The following is a 25,002-nucleotide window of genomic DNA, read 5'->3' on the forward strand; positions in this document are numbered from 1 at the left end:
TAACTTATGTTAAGGATAGGTTTAGATATAGACGATTGTCTTTGTAGTTGGTGGGAATCTTATTGTCTGTATTATGATACAGATAAGAATCCTAGACATCTAAAAGATGCTCAAATAACAAAGAATGTAGTTAGAGATTTAAAATTTAATCGAAAGTTTTGGTTAAGTCTCCCTGTAAAAAATACAATTGATTTTGTACCTGTTCTTTATTGTACAGCTCGTGTGAATAATAAAGATTGGTCAAAAAAGTGGTTAGAAAATAATGGATTTCCTAAAAGTCCAGTTTACCAAATGTATGGTCACAAAGTAGATAAGTCTAAAAGAATAAAAGGTAAGGTAGATGTATTTATAGACGATAGTGTTTATAATATGATTACTTTAAACTTAGCAGGAATTCCTTGTTTATTATATGATACTCCAAGAAATCAAGAATGGGGAGATATTGGAAGAATTAAATCTCTGGATTACAATACCATAGAATCTACCTATAATGAATTTATGGATAATCATTTTTATAATTTTAAAACATTAGTACAATGATAGAAATAGAACTGATTCCAGATAGTATTAAATATATACAAATGGATGATGAAAGATATTTTTCAAAAGAATTTTCTAATTGTATTAGTAATTCTAAATTATCTTTAATTAATCCAGAACAAGGTGGTTCAAAAGAAAAGTATTTAAATGGATTAGGTAAAAATTGCTCTGATAGTTTAGTATTTGGAAGTGCAGTGCATGAACTAGTATTACAACCAGATGATTTTTATTTAGAAGATAGTGTAGACAGACCCACAAGTAAACTGGGCTTTGTAGCAGATGATTTATATAAAAAGTATTCCGAAAAAGGAACTATTACTAAAAAAGATATTATAGATTCTTGTAAAACTATAGGATATTATGCTAATACTATAGAAAATAATGAAGATAAAATATCTTATGTTACAGATTCTTGTTTACCTTATATCGTAGAAAGATATAATATTGAAAAAGATTCTTTGAGTACTCCTATTTTCTTAGATGAAAAAAGTAGAACAAAGTGTATGGAATGTACTCAAAAGGTATTAGGAGATATAAATATTCAAAGACTCTTACATCCAGAAACAGGAAGTTCTGAGAATGAAGCTGCTTTATTTATAGATTTTAAAGCAACTGATACTGAAACTGGAAAATCGGTGATTCTTAGAATTAAAGGTAAACTTGATAATTTTACTATAGATCCTGAAAACAAGAATCTAGTACTAAACGACTTAAAAACTACTGGACATTTATTAAAAGATTTTCCTAATAGTTTTAAGAAGTTTCATTATCCTAGACAAATGGCAATATATACTTTATTATTAAAGGAGTATGCCAGAGTATATCATTCTATTGATTCTCCTAATAGCATAAGGGCTAATATGCTAATTGTTAGTACTATATCTGGATATTTTACAGGAGTATATAAGGTTAGTAAAGAAGAAATAGAAGAAGGTTTTAAAGAATTTATAGAATTATTAAAACTTGCTGCAGAAGTTGAATTAGAAAAAGCATAATTATGAATGAATGGAATCCTACTTATGCAGATTTAAAAGGAGTGTATGAGGAATACTTTTCATTAAAATTTGCATGTTCATTAGAAGATAAGTTTACATTAATAGGTTTAATATGTTATTTAACTAATAAACTTAGAATAAAGAATCCAGACTTAACTTGTTGGGAAGTTATTGCAAAAATAGCTTTTAAAGAAGGAACATATACAGATGAATATGTTCAAAGTTTAAGGGGACTGTCTATAATGTGTGAAGATTTTATGTACGGGGTAACTAAATTTCCTACTTTAGGATTTAAGAATGATAAAGAAATTTTAGATAAAGTTAAGGAAATTTTAAATAATTGGGTACCATTTTAATTTGGTAGTTAAAATTATTTATATTATCTTTGTGCGTATAATCTTAAAATAATATGAATTAATAAGTATGGCAAATTTTAGAACAATTGAAATCGAGGCCTTTTCTGCTCAAGAAGCAATGATAAATGGCCCATTTGCTGCCTATGCTATAGGAGCAAACTGTACTCAAGCTTGGAAAAAAGCTGGTTGTCCAAAGGAACCTGAACTATTGAATGAGTTCATGGAAGAACAACTTGAAAAGAAGACTAAATTCGGAACTGGAATTGGTCTTTATATAGTCCTAGAGAATGGCTATAAAAACAAAAGTACTCGTCCTTATAGGTATACTAATAAGAGAGTTGATTCCTATCAGAAGTGGACTAAAAGTTATTTGTTAGTGGACGATTCTAATAAAATAATTAGAGAGGTAAAGAGCAACAGGAGAACTGATGCTATAAAGGCCGCTCGGGAAGAGTATGCAAATGGATTCCAAGGTAACCTTAAAATTAAAATGGTTAAAACTGCCAATGACGACGTAGTTGGTAATTTTGAGTATAAACCTTCTAAAGGAACTCAACTTGGAAAATATTTATTATTCGGTACTGTAGGGTCTCTAGAATAATTTTAATTAACGAGTTTGTTGTAGGCATCCTCAGATGTGATATCTGGGGATGTCTTTTATTAGATCATTTCTTATACAAGATATTAATTTATTAAGAGTGAGAATCCCCTGTAGTCAAGGTATAACTCACTATAATTTAAATAATATATGACAAAAGAAGAAAAAGATCTGTGTATTAGTAAAATAGGATGGTGTCCTGATAAAGGAATAACTCCTACCCCTGATATGTTAAAAATACCAAAGGAAATGTATTTACAAGTTAGAATTAATGATTTAATATTTAACAAAACTGATGGAAAAATTGATTTAAGTGATTCTCCATTATATTCCGATGGTATGAATATTGTGAAGACAACAGATGGTAAAAAGTTATATAATATAATAGTTGAATATAAACAGGGAAAAGATGGTAATTTTGAAGATGCATTAGTTTTATTTGATACTTTATCTCAAGTATTATATTATTATTATGCATCTTGTAATGTTAATAATTATATACCTAAAAGACCTAAACAAGCATGTTTTATATTAATTTCTGATAAATATGTATGTAGTATCAATACTTGCGATATTTTAGATATGTTGGAAGAATTAAAACCAATATATCTTAAAGCATATTGGTCTAGAGATTTGAGTGCTTCTAAAATAAAGAGGTCTGAATTTATGGGACAAATTCAAGATATTTTTATAAAGTATAAGATATTAGATAAAATTACCTTCACTAAAACACTAGACACAGATTTTGCAGATATAATAGTAAACTCTGTAATTAAATTTACCATTTAGTGGATATTAAATTAGAAGAACTGTTGGAAGGTAAACCAACAATTATAGGTAAAAAAGCTTATTTTAAGACTGCTAATTATGTGCAGCCTTTCTTTGATAGATTAAAACCATTTACAGATGATTTTAGAATTCATGTTCAAACTCCAGAACAGATAACATTAACTCAACAAGGACAACAAGTAACTACTGATACTACTTATAATCGTATATATATAGAAGCTGTTATGCCAGATTCTAAATATTATGATGATCATGATAAAGTAATAGGAATGGTTATGGGTATTGATGTCAGAAAACCAGTAGTTAAATTTTATAGTGGAGCTTTAAATAGTGCATGTACAAATTTGTGTATATTTAATCCTACTCACTTAAGTATACAGGCTCTAGACCCTGAAACTCCAATTGATTTTAGACCATTAGAGGATATTATAAAAGTAGAAGACGATACTAAACAAATTCTAGAAAAACTTCATGAACAAAAGTTTGAAAATAATCTTCCTCGAAGAGAATTCTTATTAGGTCAATGGGTTAATAATGCTATTTTAATGGATTGGAATAATGGATTTCAACCAGTTAAGATTAGTACTGATAATGTAATTTCTGCATATAAAAGTTTATTTATAGATGAAAATTCTCAATATTATCAAGTAGGTAATTTTGTAAATATGTATGATATTTATAATGCATTTACTCAACAAATTACTAATATGGTAACAAAAAATAAAGATGTTTTTAGTGTTCCAGAAAAAACATTATTAGTTAGTAAAATTCTACAAATAAATCCTTAACCATGAATCAACAGCTTTTAGACTATTTTAAAGGAGATGATTTAGCGGCATCTACTTGGGAAAGTAAATATAAATTTGAAGATGAGAAGATTCCTTTAGATATGTATAAAAGATTAGCTAAAGAATTTAGTAGAATTGAATCATCATATTATAAAGATGATTTTATATATGATGAAAATTCTATTGAAAATGCCTTTAAAAATATGTATATAGTTCCTGGAGGATCTATTTTAGCTAATTGTGGTACAGGAAAGCCAGTCAGTTTATCTAATTGTTTTGTAATAGAATCACCTGAAGATAGTTATCATTCCATAATGAAGAGCAGAGACTATCAAGTAGAATTAATGAAACGTAGAGGAGGAGTTGGAAAAGATTTATCTAATTTACGTCCTAGAGGATCTGCAGTAAACAATGCCGCTGATACATCAACTGGAGCTGCTTCTTTTATGGAAGTTGATTCTGCTCTTACTAATGAAGTTGCTCAAGGTGGGCGACGAGGTGCCTTAATGTTAACTATTTCAATAGATCATCCAGATGCTGAAGAATTTATAGAAAAGAAACAAGATCTTACTAAAGTTACTGGAGCTAATATATCTGTAAAAGTTACCGATTCATTTATGAAAGCTGTAATTTCAGATGAAATATATTATCAAAGGTTTCCGACAGATCTTGATTTGGATACTATTAATTTACCAATTGACAGTAAACTTGGAGAACTAATAGAAGTAGGTTATCATAAGTATGTTAAAAGAATAAAAGCTAAAGATTTATGGAATAAATTAATTCATTGTGCTTGGAATACTGCAGAACCAGGAATTATATTTGAAGATACTATGCATGGAAATTCTCCAGATGCAATGTATCCAGAATTTAGAATGATATCTACTAATCCTTGCGGAGAAATAGGTATGGGTGCTAATGATTCTTGTAGACTTATACATTTAAACCTTAGTAAATTCGTAGAAAATCCATTTAATAAAGATTGTTATATAAATTATTCTGCCTTACAAGATGCTGCTTATATGGCTATGAAACTCGGAGATGATCTTGTAGATTTAGAATGTGAAGCAGTACAAAGAATAATTGATATATGTGATAATGATCTTGAAAAAGATATGTGGAGAAGTATTTATGATACAGCTATTAAAGGTAGACGAGTTGGGGTAGGAATATTAGGATTAGCTGACATGTTAGCTAAATTAAATGTAAAATATGGGTGTCAAGAAGCATTAAATGTTATAGAAGAAGTTATGAGAGCTATTATGATAGCCGAAATAAAAGCTACCACAGATATGGCTCAGACAAGAGGAGTATTTCCAGGTTATGATGATAAATTTGAAAATTTAGCATTTTATGGGTTAATTAGTAGCATAGATTTAGGATCTTATACTAGACTTATGAAATATAAAAGACGTAATATATCTTTTAGTACTATAGCTCCTACTGGAAGTGTAGCAATGCTCGCTCAAACATCATCAGGTATTGAACCAGTATTTATGCCACTGTATACTAGACGTAAAAAATGTGTAACAAGTGATGATAGAGTGGATTATACTGATAAAATGGGTATAAACTATTCAGAATTTATAGTAATACACCCAGGACTTAAACAATTTGCTAAAATATGGGCTACTAGAGATCTAGGCATTCCTAAAGAAAAAGTAGAAGATAAAATAAATAATCTAACTTTAGAAGAATGGAAAAATATTTTTGAAGAAAGTCCCTACTATGGTGCTACGGCTCATGAAGTTAATTGGGAAGATAGAATAATGACTCAATCCATTTGTCAAAAATATATAACTCATAGCATATCTTCTACAATAAATTTACCAAAAGAAACAACTGAAGAAGAAGTTTCTAATATATATAAAGAAGCTTGGTATAATTCTTTAAAAGGAGTTACTGTATATAGAGATGGCTGTAGAGAAGGTATTCTTAATTCTATAGAAGATAAAAAGAAAGATGATAAATTTATATCTGATATAGATGCTCCAAAACGACCTAAAAAATTAGAGGCTGATTTTTATTCTGTAGTAGTAAAAGGAGAATTATTTTATATAATGGTAGGATTATATAATAATAAACCTTACGAAATATTTGTTTGTAAAGGTAAGGATGGACTAAAATTAGCTAACCATAAAGGTGTAATTATTAAGAATAAAAAAGATAATTATACTTTTGATTCTGACAAAATCAGAATTAATAATATAGTTGAAGAAGGAGAATTAACAGAATTAGAATCTTTTGTATCTTTAGCTTCATCTATGTTAATGAGACATGGAGCTCCTTTAAAATGTATTATAAAAACTTCTCAAAAAGTAAAAGCTAGTATATCTAGCTTCTTAGCTGCAGTAACTAGGATTCTTCGTAAGTATTTAAAAGATGAAGAAGTAGAAGGAGAAAAATGTCCTGCCTGTGGAGGAAGACTTATCAGAGAAGCAGGATGTATAAGGTGTTTAGACTGTGATTATAGTAAATGTTTATAAATGTATACTTTAAAAATAGTTTATAACAGTCTTCTTGGAGATAAAACAAATACTCTAAAGTTGAAATATACTTTAGAGTATTTTATCCCAGGACTTCATATAGAAATATATGATGAAAATATTTATGGTAAAGAACGTAAAAGGGCTTTACAAATAAAAAATGCTTTTGGTGCTAAGTTAGTTCCATTTGCTGGAGTTTATGATGATAAAAGAATTATTAAGGGGTTTTACTCAGAAGATAGTTCTTTTAGAAGTGATAATATATTTAAATATTGTATGGATAATATGAACAAGATTAATAAGATAGAAATTCCTGTTGAAATAATGACTTTTGACGATAGGGTAAATAATATCCTAGAATTAAAAAAGTTAAGTAAAGAGGAATTTTTAGCTAGATATCCTGATGAAAATATTTATAATGATTTACATAATAGTAAAGTAGGACATATTAAAATAACAAAGATTAGCACAAATCCTGGATACCTAGGAGAGAATGAATCTAGAGAAGGATTTACTCCAGGTTTTGGGGAAGGCATTTCTTGTATTATAAGTAATCCTGAGTACTATTATTATACTTCTATTATAAAACAAATAGATTGGGAAAATAAGATATTTTATACTTTAAACTCTAAATATTCTTTTGAATTTAATGAATCAACAGACTCTGAAAGTTCGATTCAAGAAACTTGATGAAAAAGCAATAATCCCTACTTACGCTAAAGATAGGGATGCTTGTCTAGATTTAACTGCTATTAGTGTACGCAGAGATGATAAAGATAATTTTATATATGGTACTGGATTAGCATTAGAAGTTCCAGAAGGATATGCATGTTTACTATTTCCTAGAAGTTCTAATAGAAAGACATTTTGTTATTTAACTAATCATGTCGGAGTTATAGATTCTGGATATAGAGGTGAAATTGAAGTAACTTATAAATCTAGAGACTATAATCAAGTAGATATACCGTATAGAGTTGGGGATAGAATTGCCCAAATAATGATAATTCCATATCCAAAAGTAGAATTAATAGAATCTGATGAATTATCAGAAACTGAAAGAGGGACTGGCGGACATGGTAGTACAGGAAATTGATATGGATGTTTTAGAAATTTGCAGGAAAGTTTCAAGTTGTGAACAATCTTTAGAACTTGCTAAAAATGACAAGGACTATTTAGAAAAAAAGCTTGAAACTGTTAATGAAATGATTCCTAAATTAGAAGAAGAATTAAGAGAACTGCTCTCTATTCTTTCGAGTGGTGTTTACACCGATATTGATAATATTGATGATAATAATATAGTATGAAAATAAAAGGAGATATTCTTATTACAGATCCTTGTTATTGGATGAGGGATGAAGAATTTAATAAGTATTGTTTAGGTGCAGAACCTGGTGAAATAATTTTATTAAATCCAATAAATAATATGCAAGGAATGATGGCAGACACTATATATGGTGACTGGCATTGTGAGGTATACAAAACAGATGGTCCAGTAGATCAATCTGTACTAGAAGATATTATAAGATATAATAAAGCTCCTATAGGTACTTTAGTAGGAGAATTTACTGCTGATGCTGGATTGGTGTCTATATCAGAGTATAATGAAACTTGGGATTATGACAAGAAAAAAGCAGAAGATTTAGTAGATAAATACACTTGGACTGCAGCTTTATTAAATAATTTTGATGGAGATATTACTTTTGTAGATATATATCCTGGAAATGATTCTGAACCTGTAAGGTGTATAATAGGTAAGGGAAATTATAATTTTTATACTATACAAGTTGGTTAAAGTTATGGATAAGGAACTTTTTAAGAAAATCATAGAAGAGTTTATTAAGTTGGAAGTTTTCACAGATAAGTTATCTGATGCAGGGTTAGATATTTATGATAGCCCTGCTTATGAAGTTGGAGGTTTTTTATTTGATAAACTCTTAGAGGCTTACTTTACAGAAGAAGGATGTGATTGGATAGTTTGGTATATGTTTGAAAAACGACCAAATCCCGATAAAATCCATGCTACTGATGAAGATGGAAATGAAATTTGCACAAATATAGATGAACTTTGGGAAATAGCTAAAGAATATCTAAAGTGATATACCTAGTATCTGAACAGCCAAAATTGTTTGAATCAGAATATTATAAAAGAATGAGCGTCGAGGACTCTTTAAAGATATTAGAGTCCTTAGACGCTATTCAATATGATAGTGAAACTATAGGATTAGACCCTCATGTTGGAAAACTTTTAAGTATTCAATTTGGATCTAAAAAATTAGATATTCAAATAGTGGTTGATTGTGATACAATAGATATATTAAAGTATAAAGATATTCTTGAAAATAAACTATTAATAGGTCATAACTTAAAATTTGATTTACAGTTTCTATATAATTATGGTATTGTACCTTTAAAGGTATATGATACTATGATAATAGAACAGTTATTATTTCTCGGTTATTATAGTCTAAGATACAATTTAGCAGCAGTAGTAAAAAGAAGATTGAATATTACTCTTGATAAAAGTATAAGAGCTCAAATTGAACGTAGAGGTCTTGACGAACAAGTAATAATATATGCTGCATATGATGTTCGAGATCTTGAAGATATTAAAGAACAGCAAGAGAAAGAATGTCAATTAAAGAATTGTATTTTAGCTCAAAAAATAGAAAATAATTTTGTCCCAGTAATAGCTTATTTAGAGTGGTGTGGCATAAGACTAGATGTTTCTAAGTGGACAGAAATTATAAACAAAAACTATTCAATAGTATGTGAAACTACTGATAAATTAAATAAAATAGTTTTAGATTTATCAGAAAAATATCCTAATAAGTTTGACAATTATCAATTTATAGATCGTACTTTATTTGGCAAGGAGTGTGCTATAAATTGGAATAGTCCAAAGCAATGTATACCTTTATTTGAAAAACTAGGCTTTAAATTAGATGTATTAGACAAGGACACTCATGAAATGAAAAAGAGTCTTGCTGAAAATGTTCTAGAATCTCAAAGAGGTATTCACGATGAATTATTAGATACTTTCTTAAAATATAAAGAAGCTTATAAACAATATTCTACTTATGGATATACTTATATCGATTCTATAAATCCTAATACTGGAAGAATTCATACTGAATTTAAACAATTGGGAGCAGATACTAGTAGAATGTCTTGTGGAGATGATACTGCAAGAAATCATGATTTAGCTAAGTTAAAAGGTATTGATCCTTCTAGATGTAGATATGTTGCCTTACAAACTCTTCCTAAGGAAGCGGAAGTTAGACATTGTTTTATACCAGAAGATGATAATCTAATGACTAGTTGTGATTATTCTGCTATGGAATCTAGGCTTGGTGCTAATATATATAATGAACCAGCCATGATAAAAGAATTTCTAGAAGGAACTGGAGATTTACATTCATTAACTGCCAAAGCTTGTTTTCCAAAAGAATTAGAGGGTATAGAAGTTAAAGATATCAAAAGATTAAGACCTGATTTAAGAGATAGAGCAAAACCTGTTGAGTTTTCACAACAATTTGGGGGTACAGCTAAAGCGATTAAAGATCAACTTGGATGTACAATGCAAGAAGCTCAACATATAGCTAATAATTATAATGAGGGTTTTAAAGGTATTGCTAAATTTAAAGAAAGAGGTTCTAAATTTGTTAGAAAGTATGGCTATGTAGTTATTTGTAAAAAGACTGGACATAAAACATATTGGGAAGATTTTTCTAAATGGAAATCTATAGAAGAAGAACCAGAAGAAATAAGAAAACTAACATATTCAAAGAAAGAATTAAGTGAACATAGTGGAGCTATTTCTAAATGGGCTGAACGTAAAAGCCTTAATAGTCCTACTCAAGGTACGGGTATTATAATTATGAAATACGCTATGATTAGATTCTTTAAATGGATTGTTAGAAATGGATATTTTGGAAAAATATTGTTATGTGATTTAGTTCATGATGAAGCCTTAGTTGAATTCCCAAAGGAACTTGTAGATATTGTACCCAATAAGCTTAAAGAGTTTATGGAAAATTCTGCTAGTATATTTTGTGAAAAATTACCTATTCCAGCAGTTCCAGAAACTGGTAAATTTTGGATTCATTAATGAACAACTATACTATAAATAAAGAATTAAAATACTATACCTATAAAAATCGTAATGGTACTGCTTATTATTATAAAGATAGGTTTCTAAATTGGGGTAGTTTAACTTTCTCAATTTACGTATTTAAAGATAGAGCCTATAAAGAACATGGAAAACCTGATCGAAATTATAGGAAAACTAGTAAGATACCTTCTACTTTATTTAATAGATATAAATTTGGGGCATTAAAAAATGTTGATTAACTATGGAAGAACATAATAATATAAACCATCCAGAACATTATTGTACTGGTTCTATTGAGTGCATTGATGCTATGATAGCTGCATATGGAAAAAAAGATGTAGAAATATTTTGTAGATTAAATGCTTTTAAGTATCTTTGGCGTTCTAAACATAAAGGTAAATATGAAGAAGATTTAGAAAAAGCCTTATGGTATTTGAATAAAGCAGAAGAACTTAATAATCAATAAAATATGAAACTATATAAATTTTATGCAGATTGGTGTCAACCATGTAAAGCACAAACTAAATTACTTGAAGATCTAAATGAAAATATTGAAATTATTCCAATTAATATTGAAGAAGAGTCAAGTAGTGAGTTATGTGAAAAATATGGTGTAAGATCACTCCCTACACTAGTTCTTGTAGATGAATTTGGAGGAGATTTAAAGATTTGGCATGGAGTAACTCATCCAAAAGAAATTAGTGAGGCTATAGATGAATTAGAAAAAGCAGATACTGAAGAATGAATTAATGAAAAAATAACATGAGAAATTTAGTTTTTATAATGGTTGCGTTATTAGCAACTTTTAATATGTTTGGACAAACTGTAGAAAGTTCTAAATTATTTGATAATATTTCTGTAGGAGTACGTGGTGGAGCTACTGCTCTAACAAATCCTGTAAAGAATGGTTATCAAGATTGGGAACATTCAATTGAAGGAACAGCAGGTCTAGACATTACAAAAATGATTACTCCTGTTTTTGGAGCTGGTATTGAAGGACAAGTAGGCTTTAATAATGGAAGTAAGTTTGGTAATTTTCAGGGACGTAATGTATTAAATTATGTAAACGTTATTGCCAATTCAAAATTTAATTTAAATAATTTATTTGCTGGTTATAATGGAACTTGTCGTCCAGTAGAATTAGTTGCAGTAGCTGGTATAGGTTGGAATCATGGATTTGTATATTGGAATCCAGGTTTAAAGCAAGGTACTGCTCATACTAACGATATTATGGCGCATTATGCCGTTGAATTTAATTTTAATATTAATGACAAATGGCAAGTTAATCTAATACCAGAATATAACTTTAATTTAACTCCTAGTAGGGGATTTAAACATGTAAATCAACCTTCATTTGACCATAAAAATTCTTGGTATGGAATTCAAGCAGGTTTAACTTATAAGTTTAAAAATTCTAATGGAACTCATAACTTTAAACTTTGCCCATATAAATATACTCAAGAAGAATATAATTCTTTAATGGAGGAAATTAATTCTCTACGTAATAGAGAACCTGAAGTAGAGTACGTAGAAATCGAAAAGGTAGTTTATAAAGAACTTCCTCGTAAATTATACACTATCTCATTTGATTATAATAGTACAGAGTTGGATGCTCTTGGATATGATATCTTAAAGGAAATTCCAGCAGGATCTGTACTAGAAATCGAAGGAGAAGCAAGTACTCCAGGGTCTAAAGAATATAATGACGGAATTAGTTTAGAAAGAGCTAAAGTATTAGCAGAAGCAGCTAAGAAATTAGGTCATACTATTAAAAGTATAAAAGGTTTAGGTGCTACTGGCCGTCAAATAGTTAATATTATAGTAGAGTAATAGTATTTATTAATATGGGAACCTATTATAGGTTCCCTTTTTATTAATTTTTAATTTCAATTTATAATGAGACGTTACATTTTTAGTATTCAATATAATTCTTATGATAAAGATACAGATTTGTATTTTATGGATGGTTATAGTAAAGAAAATGCTCTTAGTAAAATTAAAAAACAATTTCCTGGGGTATTTAGTATAACTTTTGTAAGAATTGAAAAAGAATTATGAAAAGCTTAGGAGTACTAATGGGAGAAAAGATGGAGTTAGAACAAAGACTCCATGAAATTAATAAAGAAATTAAAAATCAAGAATCTGAAAAATATAAATATCTTGTAGGTAAATGTTTTAAATTAGGTAACATTAGGTATAAAATACTTAAAGTCAATGATATATGTTATCACGGACAAGATAGAATAGATATATTTTATACAGCTTTAAAAATAGGTAATAAAACTATAACTACAGATCTACAAGAAAATTTATTACTTGTTATTGAAAACAATGAGATTTCTTCAGAAGAATTTAATAATAAGTTCAATAATATGGTTGATTATATAAGAAATAATATTTTATGCAAATAGTTGATCCAAAAATAAGTATTTTAGAGCAAGGAGGCTCTAATATTATTTTAGATAACAATTCTACACCAGAAGATATTTCTAAAATACAAGGAGAATTATTTGAGCATATGATAACACACTTGGAAAAGTGTAATGAAATATGTTTAAAGAATCCTTTAAAAGATTCTGTAGAAAAGGGAGATAGTCTAGATATTTTGGAACATGGTACTATTTATTTAACTGTTCCTATAGGAAAGCCAGATCCTAAAACTACAGAAGATTACATGCGTAGAATGCAATTAGTTAATTTCTACCAGAATAATCCAGAATCCGTAGTAAAAGGATATAAATCTGATGAAGATGGTGTTTTATATGTATATTTTATAACAACAAATTATAGAGTTGTTGTTGAAAATAATAGACATTCAGATCTTCTATTTTTATATAATTATTCTGAATATCACGTTAAGAGGTCTACTTATTCTATCATAACAAATAAATATATTGCTGATAAATTATCGAAGATAAAATATTTAAGTGTTAGTCAAAGTATTCCTATTATAGAAGATGATGAACTTATTTTAACTAGTCATATATTTGATAATAATAGTGATTTAAAAAACAAGTGGATAGAATCTTGTAAAGAATCCTATAAAATTTATAAGGAACTAGTTAACAATGGAGTTTCAGAATCAAACGCATATAAGATACTGCCAGATACTATAAGAGTAAATGTAGTAGTAACTGCTTTTAACGAAGATTTTGAAAATTTATTTAAAACTCTTGAATTTGAAGATGATGTAGATTATTGCGATATAGTTCATATGATCGCATATGATTACGATAACCTTAAAATTAGTGAGGAAATAGCTGATGAAATGGTCCAAGAAAATTCGGAAGAATCGGGAGAAGTGGAAGCAGTAGAAGATTCAGAAGGAGAACCAGTTATTCCTGAGTAATTCTCCTTTTGAAGTTAAAAAATATATTCGACAAAAATTAATTTTTGATATTTACCAAATGATCCAATCTAAAGGTGGAACTTTGAACTTCGGAGTTTGGGATTAAAAATTAATTTTAAGGTACTTTAGAAGTCTTCTAATGAACTTAAATTTTGTAGATGATAAACTTATCGTCTTCAATATAAAAGTTCGTTAGAAGGCTTTATTTTAATTTTAAAAAAATTATGAATGGATATGTTGAAATTTGTATAGACGGTTTAAAAACTAGAGTAGATTTTCATGAAGAGGATGGTGTTTCTGGGCATGATTTAATCAGGTATTTTGTCGGACTTATGTATTCTCAAACTTTCGCTAAACATACAATTCAAGAAGGTCTTGAAGAAGAATTACAAAATTTAAAAAATGATTAAATGTATTGCTATAAGTGATTTACACGGAATTTTACCTCAGATAACTGAGGAATTCGACGTATTATTTATTTGCGGAGATATTTTACCTTTAAATATTCAAAGAAATATTCCTAAAAGTGAAAAATGGTTAAAAAAGCAATTTAGTAATTGGATAAATTCATTAAATTGTGATAAAGTTTTTGCTGTTTGGGGAAATCATGATTTTATAGGGGAATCCTGCTATTATGATAAAGCTAGATACTCTAATATATTATATAAACCTACAGATAATAAAATAAAATTCTTAGATGATGAATCTGTAGAATATATCGGTAGCGATGGTAAAACATATTTATTTTGGGGCTCTCCTTGGTGTAAAATATTTGGAAATTGGTCTTTTATGGCTCCTGATGGATTCCTAAGAATAAAATATTCAAGTATGCCTTTTAATTGTGATTTAATATTAACTCATGATGCTCCTAACATAGGAGATATTGGTGTTATACAACAAGGATATTATTCTGGAGAAAGAGCAGGAAATACTATACTATATAGTAGTATATTAGATCACAGTCCAAAAATATCTATATCTGGTCATATACATTCATCTCAGCATGGATTGAATAAATATCCAGAATGTGATACTATATTTTCTACGGTTTCTATTGTAGATGAGTCTTATAATGAAGCATACGAACCTTTACAATTTGAATTAGACAAATGATAAAAGACGAAACATTAGAAAGAGATCTTGAAAGACAAACACTAAATGCTATGGATAGACTAGCTTCTAGACAGTATCCTATAACTCTGGAATCTAATAACGATGATGAATATTGTTATATGTTATTTCATGAGATATATGGAGGAGTTCCAAATGTTATGTATTTCTTTGATGAAATTACAAAAGAAGAACGAAATCTAGACGAAAATTGGGATGAAGATGGAGAATATCATCCAAAAGGAAAGATAGATGTAGACAAAACTATCCATAATATTATTAACAATTTTAATTGTTATGTTCATACCTGGAAAACATACAAATTAGTTGTTACAGAAGATTTTATAGTATTTAGAGGGACTATCTTTAATAAAAATCTAAAGAAAAGTAAAGAACTTATTAGTTGTATCGTAGAGGAGTGTCCAGATCAAGCAAATCTAAAGTTTGTATCAGTTGACGCTAGAGGTAATTTTAATGTAAAATTATTACCTATTAATGAAGCAGAAGTTGACGTTGAAACAAATTATAATGATGATTTCCCATATGATAAAATAGAAGAGGAAGTACAAGGTAAAGAAAGTTCTCTTATATTATTACATGGAAAACCTGGAACTGGTAAATCTTATTTTATAAGAAAACTTATAAAAGATAATCCAGATATAAAATTCTTCTGGCTAGATAGTTCTATGTTTTCACAAATAAATACAACACCTTTTATGGATTTCTTATTTAATTGTAAGAATTCAGTGTTTGTATTAGAAGATTGTGAAGTAATTCTTAAAGATAGAAGTACTAGTTATAATAACTTGATTACTCCTATATTGAATATATCAGATGGTATACTGGGGGATTCTTTAAATCTTAAATTTATATGTACTTTTAATGATGAATTGACTAATATTGATAGTGCAATATTAAGAAAAGGTAGATTAAAAGTAAAATATGAATTTGGAGATTTATCTAAGGATAAAGTAAAAGTTTTATTTGATAAACTTGGTATAAAAGCTGAACCTAAAGAAATGCCTTTATGTGAGGTATTTAATTATACTAAAGAAACAGGAGTAAAAGAACAAAAGAAAATTGGATTTGCTATTTAACAAAATGGGGGAACATAGTCGTGATGACTGTGTTCCCCCTATTTTTTTGTCTTATTATTATAAGAACAGAACGTTTTCTGTCTGTCTAATTAAACCGATATTTTCTGACATTACTTTACTAAAGTCTTTATCACCAGACATCCACTCTTTAGTATCTTTATATACATTAGTTGCAAATTTTAAACTTGGAGGTGTCCAATCAGTAATAGGGCTTATTAAGTCTTTAAAAGCACCTAAATCTTCTACTGAGGATGCCATAGAAAGAGCAAATGTTTTAGCAAAATCTCGCTCCATTTTATCTAATGTGCTTAAGTTTTTGTATTTATCATCTTTCTTTTGTTCTTTCAGTAGTCCAAGTAGTATACCTGCTAACCATGATATTAATGCATATACTCCTAAATCATGAATCATTAAACTCATATTAGAGCGTCTCATAGTTCCAACTGATTCATCTCCATTACCAGTTTGCCAATCTTTAAATCTTTCTAAGAATCCTTTATCACTATCAAAATTTAATATAGTAGCTTTACATAAAGACACAAATGATTGCCAATATCCTTCTTGATAATGCCCTTTCCAATCCATAGCAGGGTCCATTGTATTAGGATCAGCTTCATCTCCCCAAACAAGTTCTACTCGCTATTCTCCATCTTCAGTAGTGATTACCTTTTTATAAACAAGTTCTCCATCACGAGTTTTCATTTGTTCCCAATGTCCTTGGTTATAAACTTGTCCTTTTAACCACCATCTATTTCTAAGAGAAGACCAGTATGTTCTAAATTGAGTATACATAGAACCTAAAAGATAGCTATTTAGAAGCATCTTATCCTCATGGTTATAATATCCATATAGCTAATCTGCAAAAGACTTAATACTACGAGCTTCTTTATTTGTATATGCTTGAGGCAAATCATCCCCTATTTCAAGACGTCGAATTTCTCCAGTTCTCTAATCAATAGTAGTATAACCTTCTTGATTAAACTACTGAATCATTCTTTCATATAAAGCTTTTTGTTTCCTATACTATAATGAATTTTTATCAGCATTTGGATTATTAAATACTTTGAATCGACCATCTTTTTTAAAGTCATATTTAATAGTCATATTCTTTTGATCAAGTTCATGAGCTTCATAACAACCATCTTTCTTCATTTGAGCTATAAATATGGCCATTCTATTTAAGAAGTCTGGAGCACTTACTAGCCACATAGCTTTACCCATAAAAGTAAGAGAGTTCTATCCTTCACGTAATCTATCAGCTTTCTAATTAACATCCTAGTCATTAATGCTATATTGTTCATTTAGAAGTTGTCCCATAGATACAGTTTTAAAATGATTTGGAGTATCTCCAAATAGTTCTCTCATGGCTGATAAATATTCCTTAATACCAAACTAGTTTTCACCCATAGGTTTAAAATAAGATCTGCTAAAGTTTTTAAATACTCCTTCAAATACCTGGAATAAACCAGATTTAGGGTTAAAACCTAAAGCTCCCATAGTAGTAGCCATTTTTAAATTACCAGCTACTTGGGAAATTCCTCTGTAATCTTCAGGAATTAAGGACTAGTCTAATACCTTTGCTTGTATATAATCTCCTACATACTCGGTTAAATTTCCTAATTTTAGACCATCTAACAACTCTTGACTTTTTAGTGAAATTAAAACTGCTTTCATTACTGGAAGATATTCATCCATAACTTCTTTACGAAGTTTTACTGCTGCATAATTATAGAATATACGATCAAGACTATGTGAAAAATAATACTCATCATTCTCTCGAATTAGACGCATTCTATTACCAGTTTCACTATATTCAAACCTATCTATCATTTTATAATTTTCAGCATTAGCTCTCTGTAATTTTAAATCATCTTCATTATGAGCCTTCTATATCATTTCAGATGCTTTAGCGTTAAAATGTGTAAACCACTACATAGTACGTTTAAACCAATTAACCATACCTTTAGTTTTACCATTTACAATTTTCTCTTGATTCTCAGCTTTTAGTAGAGGTACATCATAATATGAACTATTACGATCAGCTCTCATATTAGAATGGTTTTCTTCAGTATAATTTTGAGTGCCTTTAAATCTTAGTTCCCACTAAGCTTCAAGGTACCATTTCAACAATTCACGTTCAGGAGCTTTTAAATCATTAGTAGCGTCCCAGGGGTCTTTAAATTTAAATATACCTAATTCTTTATTATATTCCCACATATTTTGAAATAAATAATAATCAGAATCAAGCATATAACGACGTCCTTGATTAAAAGCATCGTTTAATCCCATATCTTTTTTAAACTTCTTAAACCTCTTTCTCCATTCTGCAGTATATTCATTAAGTTTAGTAGTAAATTGCATATTAGCATTATTAACTACAGTATGTAATTTACGTACATTGGGACTATCCATAACCTCTGGATTAGTAATATTCATTAAAGCTTTTTTACCGTTTCTTAGTTCTTGAGTATAGAATGCACCATTTATTTCTGCAATAGCTTGCATTACAGTATAATACATTAGTCCTTGTGGTTCTGATGTATTAATTTTACCTCTTGCAAGGTTATTATCTGCAGCTTCTAATTCTTTACGCACTTGATTTAATTCATCTAAAGTCATACGTATTTGAGCACCAGTTTTCTCATATTTAGAAGCAATAGCTTTATACCTTCTAGTCCCAATTTTATTTGCTAATTCCATAATTGTAAGCCTAGCTTTACTCGATGCGTCTAAGACTTCAATTTTATAATTGGCAAAATTATTTTCGAGTTTATTACCTACTTCTTCATGTTCATTTAACAAGTTGCACAATTGATTAAAATTATCAAGTGTCTACTTACTTGTAGGCATTCTTCCTTGTTGTAGGTGAGGGTTCATAACTCGAATATTTCCTACTTTTTCTCCTTTAAATAGTAAAGACTGTGCTGCTAAGTTAATTGCAAGACAAGTTTTCATTAATTCTATGTTGCCTACATTAGATTCTAAAGCATCTACTCCATAATACTAAGAAGTAATGTCTCCTTCAAAACTACCGAATACAGTATGATTTCCAGGTGAAAATTCTAATTCAGTATCTAATGATATAGCAGATAATCCTATAAAATCAAAATAACCTAATTCTTTATTTTTTAAGATAATTATATTAGCATCATTTAAAGGTCCACATTCAACGTATTCCCATTCACCATTACAATATCTTTTAAAATTATTTAAGAACCAATCTCTGTCATTTTGACCATTTAAAGCATGATGAGTTTCTGGTAACCTATCAGTATTACCATCATTAACAGCATCTTTTATAGCTGTTTTCATACCAGAAAGAGTATCTCTATTATGTCTAATGGTTTTTTCATGGTAATCTAAAATAGCACTTTCAGTTATATCCTCTTTAGAATCAAAATACTGTCTATCATCAGGATTTGGAGTAGGTAAAAACCATTTACCTGTATTTCTATCATGTCTAGCATATCTAACAATATCTTTAATACTAGCTTCAGTAAGCTCTTCCTAAAAATTATAATTAGGAAACATAGCTCTTAGATAATATGAAAATTTATTTATAAAATCATTAGTTTCTTTAGAAGTCCATTTTCTAGCAGAGTTTTCTGTAGCTAGATAATGTTTCATAGAACGTACAAATTCTTTGCCAGGATTTAATTTATCTCTACCATCTTGATACATAATACTGCGAGTAGGGCTATCTTCTTGATAACTTTCCCAAATTATTCCTCTAAAGAATGGTTTTAATGATTCGTCCAGCTAAAAATTATCCATTAGTAATGGTATAATACCTATTCTAGTATTGTCAACATCAAATTTCCATGCCCGAAGCATTTCTCGATAAGCACCAGTTTGACTTTGAAAAGCATCCTCTTTTGCTTGAACCCATTTAGAAGGTTCTTTATCAGAAGTTTTATAATCATATATATGAGGTACTCCATTCGCATCAACAACTAACAAGTCAATAATACCCATTAACTTTGCACCAGGTTTTCCTGGCATAGCCCCTTCTATAAGATCGCCTGTTATAACAAATTCAGGAAAAAATTGAGGTTCTACTCCATTTATTGTATGTTGTTTAATTAACATTGCTTTTAGCTGTGCCATAGTAGATAGTATACTTCCTACTACACTTTCGTCAAAAGCTTGCACTCCTCTTAACTAAGGTACTTCATTCAATAAATCATTATATACTTGAGTTACATTTACATTACCATTATTTCTCCAGAATTGTTCAGCAACATAGTGAACAGCACTACCAGCTGCTCCTAAACCTAGCCAATACTATTTTATATACCTCTAAAAAATATCCCAAGATTTTGGATACCTCTACTATATAGGTAAATTTACATTATTTCTAGTATTTTCAGGTATATCAGCATCAGGCATATCTCCTGCTTCATAAGTACTACCACTTATTTTATTTAATACTTCAAGAATCTTACCCTATATACCTCTCTAATTAGGTTCTGCATTAGGATTGTGCCACTCTTCAAATAATTTTAAAGCGTAGTTTCTTTCATCAAACTCTGTAGTAAGTTTAGGACGTCTTCCATCAGACTCTTGTTTATACTAATTATCCAACTAACCTAATGCATAGTTAACTCCATAGAAATTATCTGCAAGAGCCTATTCTTCAGGAGTTATACGATCACCATTTCTTTTACGCTATTTAATTTCATTTACAACTCTACCTAATTCACCGTTCTACTCTAATCTTTGTACAGCTTCTCTCTAGGCATTGAATAAAGAATTAACAGCATTAGTCTATGCTGGTGATTGACTAAATACTATATCACTTATATTATCTAAATTTAGAGAATTTCTATAAGTAAATAAGAAATTATCTAAATCAAGTTCTGAACCAAAATGTCTTCCAAATAAATTATATACACAATTACTCATAATTATTTAATTTTTATTCGTTTATGGACATAAGATATATTACCACCTTTTGGTCCATCAGTACAGTATTCTTTTAAATCTCCTCTTTTTATAAGTTCTTCTTTAAGATTTGCTAACTTTCTATTATATACAGAATTGCCTTCATAAGCTTGTATAAAAGCATCCCTATTAATACAAGTTCCAAACATATCCATTATTTCTTCGAATGTACTATTCATAATATCTACAGTAGTTCCTTTAGTAGTACTAGTATTTGGAAATATTGCAGAATCTATGGTATGTTTTACTTCATACTCGAGTTTATCCTATGTTAATTTGTCTAAAGGTAAGTCTGTACCTTGTGTAAAATGTTTAGCGAACATATCTACAAATATTTCTTCATTAGCATCTGATCTAGAACGATTTGGATATTGTTCAAGTCTCTGCTAATAATCCTCTAACTATTCTACAGATGATACTATATTATAGTACATATTAGGATTAGTAAATTTAAGAGATCCTAATATAATATGAGATATTTCATGTATAGGGGCATCACTAGATGCGCGATCCATATTTATGTAGATTTCACCATCTAATATAAAGGCATTAATACTAGTGGCATTTTCTATTATACTGTTAAAACTTCCCTACATAAGATGTGCAGTTGTAACTCTGTGAAATTTAACACCATACAATTTTTCAAGCCTATCTAAAATTGTATTTAACCTATCATTATTCTTTTGTTTAAAAGTACGTACAGGAGGTACAACAGGCATATCTTCAGCATTATACGTAGTATTATTTGCTTTTCTAACGGTATATTTATTAGTATCTACTTGAATTATTTCATAGTCTACAGTATCTCCCTATAAAACCCAGTCTATAAATTCCTAATTATAACCTTGAGCTTTTAAAATATATTCTTCTAGCTATTCAGGTTGTTCTATATATCTAGGATTTATTATTATAGTACCATTATTATTTTGATATGGGTCATCTATAGACTCATCGAACTAATAATCAGAATAAAAGGCCCTTTTGTTTATCCTTACAGAAGAAGGTAATGGCTCGTTAGATTCTATAGTAATCTCTTGTCCTTGCTGTAGCTTATTTAAATTCTCATTAATACTACTAATAACCGAGTAAGTTTTATTTACAAAAGGCAAAGTACTAAGATCATTTTGAGCTTCTATAATTGTCTTATAGGAAGGATAATTTACTAACAAAGTAGGCCTTGAAACTCGACAAGGAGTTCTATATATAGTGCTACCGAACTAGTATAGGTAGTAATTATATTTCGGATCTTTATAAATTGGGAATATATCCTATGTAGTACCTACAGGTGTAGGCAACATTTGACTTTCAGGACCTTTCAAATCTCTATTTAAAATTGCTCTAGGTTTTATAACAATACGATCACCTAGCAAAGGATAACTGACTGCTTGTACTTCTACATCTCTATATTTATTATTGATACTAGGGATGTCAAATTCCTAACCATTATCTAAAGTATAATGGTCTCCACGTTTAGTTAAATTATATTCTTTAGCTAATGCTTTTTCAGTAGTCGATCTTTGTAGAAATTGGTCTACGGTAGGAAATTCTTGATATTTTTCAAAGTAATCTCCTACCATAGCAGCAACTTCTATGTCAGTAAGACCTGTTATTTTTACCAGATTAATAAAATCTGGATGATTCTTATTAACACAATACATAATTAATTACAACCTATAAATTCGTCTATTTGTTTTAATAAATCCTACTAAGGATTGTCTAAATTATTTCCTAGGCTATCTTTACCTGTTAGAATTCTTTCAGCTAGACCTTCAGCTTTCTTTTTAATATCAGTAGTATTTTCTTTAGAAGACCTCCATATTTTATAAGCTTGTATATCTGTGGAAGTGCCTAAAAAATAAATATTATCGTGATTATTTAATACTATTGCTACATCAGAACCAAATTCATTATCAGTTCTTTCTCCTAATATTGCATCATTACCCTACTATTTAACAAGAGTCATTACACCCCTCTATTCCTCATAGTAAGTATTCTAACCTTTTTCTCTATAAGGATTCTAAGTATTTATTATAACTGGATATATACCTCCAGTATTTGACTTTCTGCCAGGTAATTTTTCATTAGGGATTCTTTCAAGTCTTTTAAATATATCTGAGTTTCTCTATACCCAGGTGTTAAAAGTATCTACTCCCCAGCGTATTCCAAACACTTCTTCAAAGAATTCTTTATCTGTTTTATTTTGGTATCCATAATCAGCTTTTCTTTGCTATAAAGTTTTACCATGACCTTTTGATAAATCAAATTCCCCACGTTTATTTGGAATTTCTTGTCTAACACTATTAGGATCATCCCCTATAACTAATTCTTTCCATGCATTATTTTCTCTACGACCATTGGACATTATTTCTTTTAATTCCCACCATAATTTATTCCAATGACCAAATCCATTTGTATCAGACCCTTTTCTATTTACTCCACTAACATATTGGAGAACTGTCCAAGGCTATCTAGCTAAATAAAAATCTTCATCTCCCTATATTTCAGGAGCACCAGATCCTCTACCTCGTTGCGCTGTTTTAAAACCACCACTAAAATCAGAATCAGTTCCGTGCCAATATATAGACTTCTCTACAGAATCAGGGTATACCTACAATAAATAATCTAAATATTCATCTAAATTACCTCCAGCATCTTCTACTACCTTTTTTAATTGAGGCATTCTATCAAATACTATTTGAACCTGTTTTCTTAAAGCTTCTCTTTGTTGTTTTGATATTTGCTTTACACCTTTTTTATCTAATAAAGCATCAGTTAAACTTTTTAAAGAACCGTCAAATTTTATGTCAGTTCCTGCAACTATAAAAGTAGTAGCTCTATTACCAAATTTAGGAGGATTTCCGATTTCTGCATCTAACATTCTATATCTAATCCATTTACCAGGAATTTTATTAGCTAGTATTTTAGAAGCTACGTCAGTCCTTAAATGTTTTTCTGACCATCCTTCAGAACTAGTCCATGCTTGTACAAAATCTTGCTTTACACCATCTATGGATATAGTAACAGGTTTTCCATCCTTTAAATCCTAAGCCATCTATAAAGTAATATCATGTATTCCTATGACTTGAGCATATATAATATTTTTATTCTATCTATTATGTGGATTTTTCATATCCTCTTTTGTATCATATATAGCTATTATAGGATTAACACCTTCAACGTATAATTTTTTTACTAGATCATCAATTAATTGTGACTATCCTCTAGTATCATTAAATCTTGTAGTAGAGGTTCTTTCTCCTCTAAGAATAGCTTCAAAAGTAGATTTAGATTTTAAACCATCTCTAGAATTATTTCCATAATCCATAAACATACTTATAGGAGTATTAGTAGCTACATCCTTTACTTCTTCGCTAAGTTCTTCTGGAAAATCAGTTCTTGTATAGGGGTTACTTTGATAACTGATTATATCTTCTAACTTTCTTTCAATCCAAGCTCTTGGGTCTAGTGAAACTCTGATAACTTCTTCTATTTTAGTTAAGTCATCTTGAGTTAAACTAGAACCTCTACTACCAGCAATATTAAGGGTTCTGATATTATTATCTTTCATCCACTGTTGTAGTTCTTCTACAGCTTTTCCTGGATTTTGCCAATCAATAACCTTAAAAGGTTTATTTAATTTTTTAGCAGCATTATATGTGGCAACAAAACCTCCACTTAAATTATCAGATCTTACTCCAGCAGTTATAAATCTATTAGCTTCTTCTATATCATATTTTGAAGCTAAAAAGTAAATAGTTCCATCAGAATTTTTTACATTTTCTTCAGTTCTAGGTACATAATCACTATCACTTCTCTCATGAATACTCTATACATAAGGA

Annotated in this window: 32 protein-coding genes; 21 read left to right on the top strand and 11 right to left on the bottom strand. The window is 29.2% G+C overall.

Annotated elements, in window-relative coordinates; translation table 11 throughout:
• Positions 1–6 precede the first annotated feature (6 nt).
• From QVA17_RS00675 to QVA17_RS00775, 21 genes are all read left to right on the top strand, one after another.
• Positions 7–540, top strand: coding sequence for a hypothetical protein (locus QVA17_RS00675; protein WP_287385697.1), 534 nt, complete (start codon positions 7–9; stop codon positions 538–540).
• Positions 537–1,535 (top strand): PD-(D/E)XK nuclease family protein, encoded by a 999-nt coding sequence (locus QVA17_RS00680; protein WP_287385699.1) that lies wholly within the window; start codon positions 537–539, stop codon positions 1,533–1,535. Before QVA17_RS00675 ends, QVA17_RS00680 begins: the two co-directional genes overlap by 4 nt.
• Positions 1,536–1,537: 2 nt before the next feature.
• On the top strand, positions 1,538–1,891 hold the full coding sequence (locus QVA17_RS00685; protein WP_287385701.1) for a hypothetical protein: 354 nt from the start codon (positions 1,538–1,540) through the stop codon (positions 1,889–1,891).
• 67 nt (positions 1,892–1,958) lie between these two features.
• On the top strand, positions 1,959–2,492 hold the full coding sequence (locus QVA17_RS00690) for a hypothetical protein (protein WP_287385703.1): 534 nt from the start codon (positions 1,959–1,961) through the stop codon (positions 2,490–2,492).
• Between the two features lie 147 nt (positions 2,493–2,639).
• Positions 2,640–3,278: a hypothetical protein gene (locus QVA17_RS00695; protein ID WP_287385704.1), complete on the top strand. Its 639-nt coding sequence runs from the start codon at positions 2,640–2,642 to the stop codon at positions 3,276–3,278.
• A 23-nt stretch (positions 3,279–3,301) separates the two neighbouring features.
• The gene (locus QVA17_RS00700) at positions 3,302–4,066 is read left to right on the top strand and encodes a hypothetical protein (protein WP_287385706.1); all 765 of its coding nucleotides are present in this window, start codon (positions 3,302–3,304) and stop codon (positions 4,064–4,066) included.
• Between the two features lie 2 nt (positions 4,067–4,068).
• Positions 4,069–6,552: an adenosylcobalamin-dependent ribonucleoside-diphosphate reductase gene (locus tag QVA17_RS00705; protein WP_287385707.1), complete on the top strand. Its 2,484-nt coding sequence runs from the start codon at positions 4,069–4,071 to the stop codon at positions 6,550–6,552.
• Positions 6,553–7,242 (top strand): hypothetical protein, encoded by a 690-nt coding sequence (locus tag QVA17_RS00710; RefSeq protein ID WP_287385708.1) that lies wholly within the window; start codon positions 6,553–6,555, stop codon positions 7,240–7,242.
• The gene (gene dut / locus QVA17_RS00715) at positions 7,202–7,645 is read left to right on the top strand and encodes a dUTP diphosphatase (RefSeq protein WP_287385709.1); all 444 of its coding nucleotides are present in this window, start codon (positions 7,202–7,204) and stop codon (positions 7,643–7,645) included. Before QVA17_RS00710 ends, dut begins: the two co-directional genes overlap by 41 nt.
• Positions 7,626–7,856, top strand: a complete 231-nt coding sequence (locus QVA17_RS00720) for a hypothetical protein (RefSeq protein ID WP_287385710.1) — start codon at positions 7,626–7,628, stop codon at positions 7,854–7,856. The genes dut and QVA17_RS00720 overlap by 20 nt, the downstream gene beginning before the upstream one ends.
• Complete coding sequence (locus QVA17_RS00725) at positions 7,853–8,344, top strand: hypothetical protein (RefSeq protein WP_287385711.1); 492 nt, start codon at positions 7,853–7,855, stop codon at positions 8,342–8,344. Before QVA17_RS00720 ends, QVA17_RS00725 begins: the two co-directional genes overlap by 4 nt.
• A gap of 4 nt (positions 8,345–8,348) precedes the next feature.
• On the top strand, positions 8,349–8,648 hold the full coding sequence (locus QVA17_RS00730; protein ID WP_287385713.1) for a hypothetical protein: 300 nt from the start codon (positions 8,349–8,351) through the stop codon (positions 8,646–8,648).
• A 26-nt stretch (positions 8,649–8,674) separates the two neighbouring features.
• Positions 8,675–10,660, top strand: coding sequence for a DNA polymerase (locus QVA17_RS00735; RefSeq protein WP_287385714.1), 1,986 nt, complete (start codon positions 8,675–8,677; stop codon positions 10,658–10,660).
• A gap of 244 nt (positions 10,661–10,904) precedes the next feature.
• Positions 10,905–11,129 carry a DUF3310 domain-containing protein gene (locus tag QVA17_RS00740; protein ID WP_287385715.1) on the top strand — a complete coding sequence of 75 codons (225 nt, stop codon included), beginning with the start codon at positions 10,905–10,907 and terminating at the stop codon, positions 11,127–11,129.
• A 3-nt stretch (positions 11,130–11,132) separates the two neighbouring features.
• The gene (locus QVA17_RS00745; protein ID WP_287385716.1) at positions 11,133–11,408 is read left to right on the top strand and encodes a thioredoxin family protein; all 276 of its coding nucleotides are present in this window, start codon (positions 11,133–11,135) and stop codon (positions 11,406–11,408) included.
• Between the two features lie 17 nt (positions 11,409–11,425).
• A complete protein-coding gene (locus QVA17_RS00750) occupies positions 11,426–12,493 on the top strand; it encodes a hypothetical protein (RefSeq protein WP_287385717.1) in 1,068 nt (355 codons plus the stop codon).
• Between the two features lie 245 nt (positions 12,494–12,738).
• Positions 12,739–13,074, top strand: a complete 336-nt coding sequence (locus QVA17_RS00755) for a hypothetical protein (RefSeq protein WP_287385719.1) — start codon at positions 12,739–12,741, stop codon at positions 13,072–13,074.
• Positions 13,065–14,012, top strand: coding sequence for a hypothetical protein (locus QVA17_RS00760; protein ID WP_287385720.1), 948 nt, complete (start codon positions 13,065–13,067; stop codon positions 14,010–14,012). Before QVA17_RS00755 ends, QVA17_RS00760 begins: the two co-directional genes overlap by 10 nt.
• Before the next feature lie 224 nt (positions 14,013–14,236).
• Positions 14,237–14,422, top strand: a complete 186-nt coding sequence (locus QVA17_RS00765; protein WP_287385722.1) for a hypothetical protein — start codon at positions 14,237–14,239, stop codon at positions 14,420–14,422.
• Complete coding sequence (locus tag QVA17_RS00770) at positions 14,415–15,125, top strand: metallophosphoesterase family protein (RefSeq protein ID WP_287385723.1); 711 nt, start codon at positions 14,415–14,417, stop codon at positions 15,123–15,125. The genes QVA17_RS00765 and QVA17_RS00770 overlap by 8 nt, the downstream gene beginning before the upstream one ends.
• Positions 15,122–16,219 (top strand): AAA family ATPase, encoded by a 1,098-nt coding sequence (locus QVA17_RS00775; protein ID WP_287385725.1) that lies wholly within the window; start codon positions 15,122–15,124, stop codon positions 16,217–16,219. Before QVA17_RS00770 ends, QVA17_RS00775 begins: the two co-directional genes overlap by 4 nt.
• Before the next feature lie 57 nt (positions 16,220–16,276).
• Here the strand turns inward: QVA17_RS00775 and QVA17_RS00780 are convergent, their stop codons facing one another.
• From QVA17_RS00780 to QVA17_RS00830, 11 genes are all read right to left on the bottom strand, one after another.
• Positions 16,277–16,816 carry a hypothetical protein gene (locus QVA17_RS00780; protein ID WP_287385727.1) on the bottom strand — a complete coding sequence of 180 codons (540 nt, stop codon included), beginning with the start codon at positions 16,814–16,816 and terminating at the stop codon, positions 16,277–16,279.
• 426 nt (positions 16,817–17,242) lie between these two features.
• Positions 17,243–17,428 carry a hypothetical protein gene (locus QVA17_RS00785; protein WP_287385728.1) on the bottom strand — a complete coding sequence of 62 codons (186 nt, stop codon included), beginning with the start codon at positions 17,426–17,428 and terminating at the stop codon, positions 17,243–17,245.
• Between the two features lie 354 nt (positions 17,429–17,782).
• Entirely contained in the window at positions 17,783–18,049 is a 267-nt protein-coding gene (locus tag QVA17_RS00790) for a hypothetical protein (protein WP_287385729.1), read from the bottom strand.
• A 273-nt stretch (positions 18,050–18,322) separates the two neighbouring features.
• Entirely contained in the window at positions 18,323–18,919 is a 597-nt protein-coding gene (locus QVA17_RS00795) for a hypothetical protein (RefSeq protein ID WP_287385730.1), read from the bottom strand.
• A 303-nt stretch (positions 18,920–19,222) separates the two neighbouring features.
• Entirely contained in the window at positions 19,223–19,531 is a 309-nt protein-coding gene (locus tag QVA17_RS00800; protein ID WP_287385731.1) for a hypothetical protein, read from the bottom strand.
• 447 nt (positions 19,532–19,978) lie between these two features.
• The gene (locus QVA17_RS00805) at positions 19,979–20,371 is read right to left on the bottom strand and encodes a PD-(D/E)XK nuclease family protein (RefSeq protein WP_287385732.1); all 393 of its coding nucleotides are present in this window, start codon (positions 20,369–20,371) and stop codon (positions 19,979–19,981) included.
• Positions 20,372–21,126: 755 nt separating this feature from the next.
• On the bottom strand, positions 21,127–21,342 hold the full coding sequence (locus QVA17_RS00810; RefSeq protein WP_287385734.1) for a hypothetical protein: 216 nt from the start codon (positions 21,340–21,342) through the stop codon (positions 21,127–21,129).
• Between the two features lie 1,257 nt (positions 21,343–22,599).
• Positions 22,600–22,821 carry a hypothetical protein gene (locus tag QVA17_RS00815; protein ID WP_287385736.1) on the bottom strand — a complete coding sequence of 74 codons (222 nt, stop codon included), beginning with the start codon at positions 22,819–22,821 and terminating at the stop codon, positions 22,600–22,602.
• Between the two features lie 569 nt (positions 22,822–23,390).
• Positions 23,391–23,525 (bottom strand): hypothetical protein, encoded by a 135-nt coding sequence (locus QVA17_RS00820; protein WP_287385737.1) that lies wholly within the window; start codon positions 23,523–23,525, stop codon positions 23,391–23,393.
• Between the two features lie 246 nt (positions 23,526–23,771).
• On the bottom strand, positions 23,772–24,041 hold the full coding sequence (locus tag QVA17_RS00825; RefSeq protein ID WP_287385739.1) for a hypothetical protein: 270 nt from the start codon (positions 24,039–24,041) through the stop codon (positions 23,772–23,774).
• Positions 24,042–24,377: 336 nt separating this feature from the next.
• Positions 24,378–24,986, bottom strand: coding sequence for a YpsA SLOG family protein (locus tag QVA17_RS00830; protein WP_287385871.1), 609 nt, complete (start codon positions 24,984–24,986; stop codon positions 24,378–24,380).
• Between the last annotated feature and the right edge of the window lie 16 nt (positions 24,987–25,002).

It is taken from the genome of Lachnospira sp. (genome assembly GCF_016290755.1).
GTDB lineage: Bacteria > Bacillota > Clostridia > Lachnospirales > Lachnospiraceae > Lachnospira > Lachnospira multipara.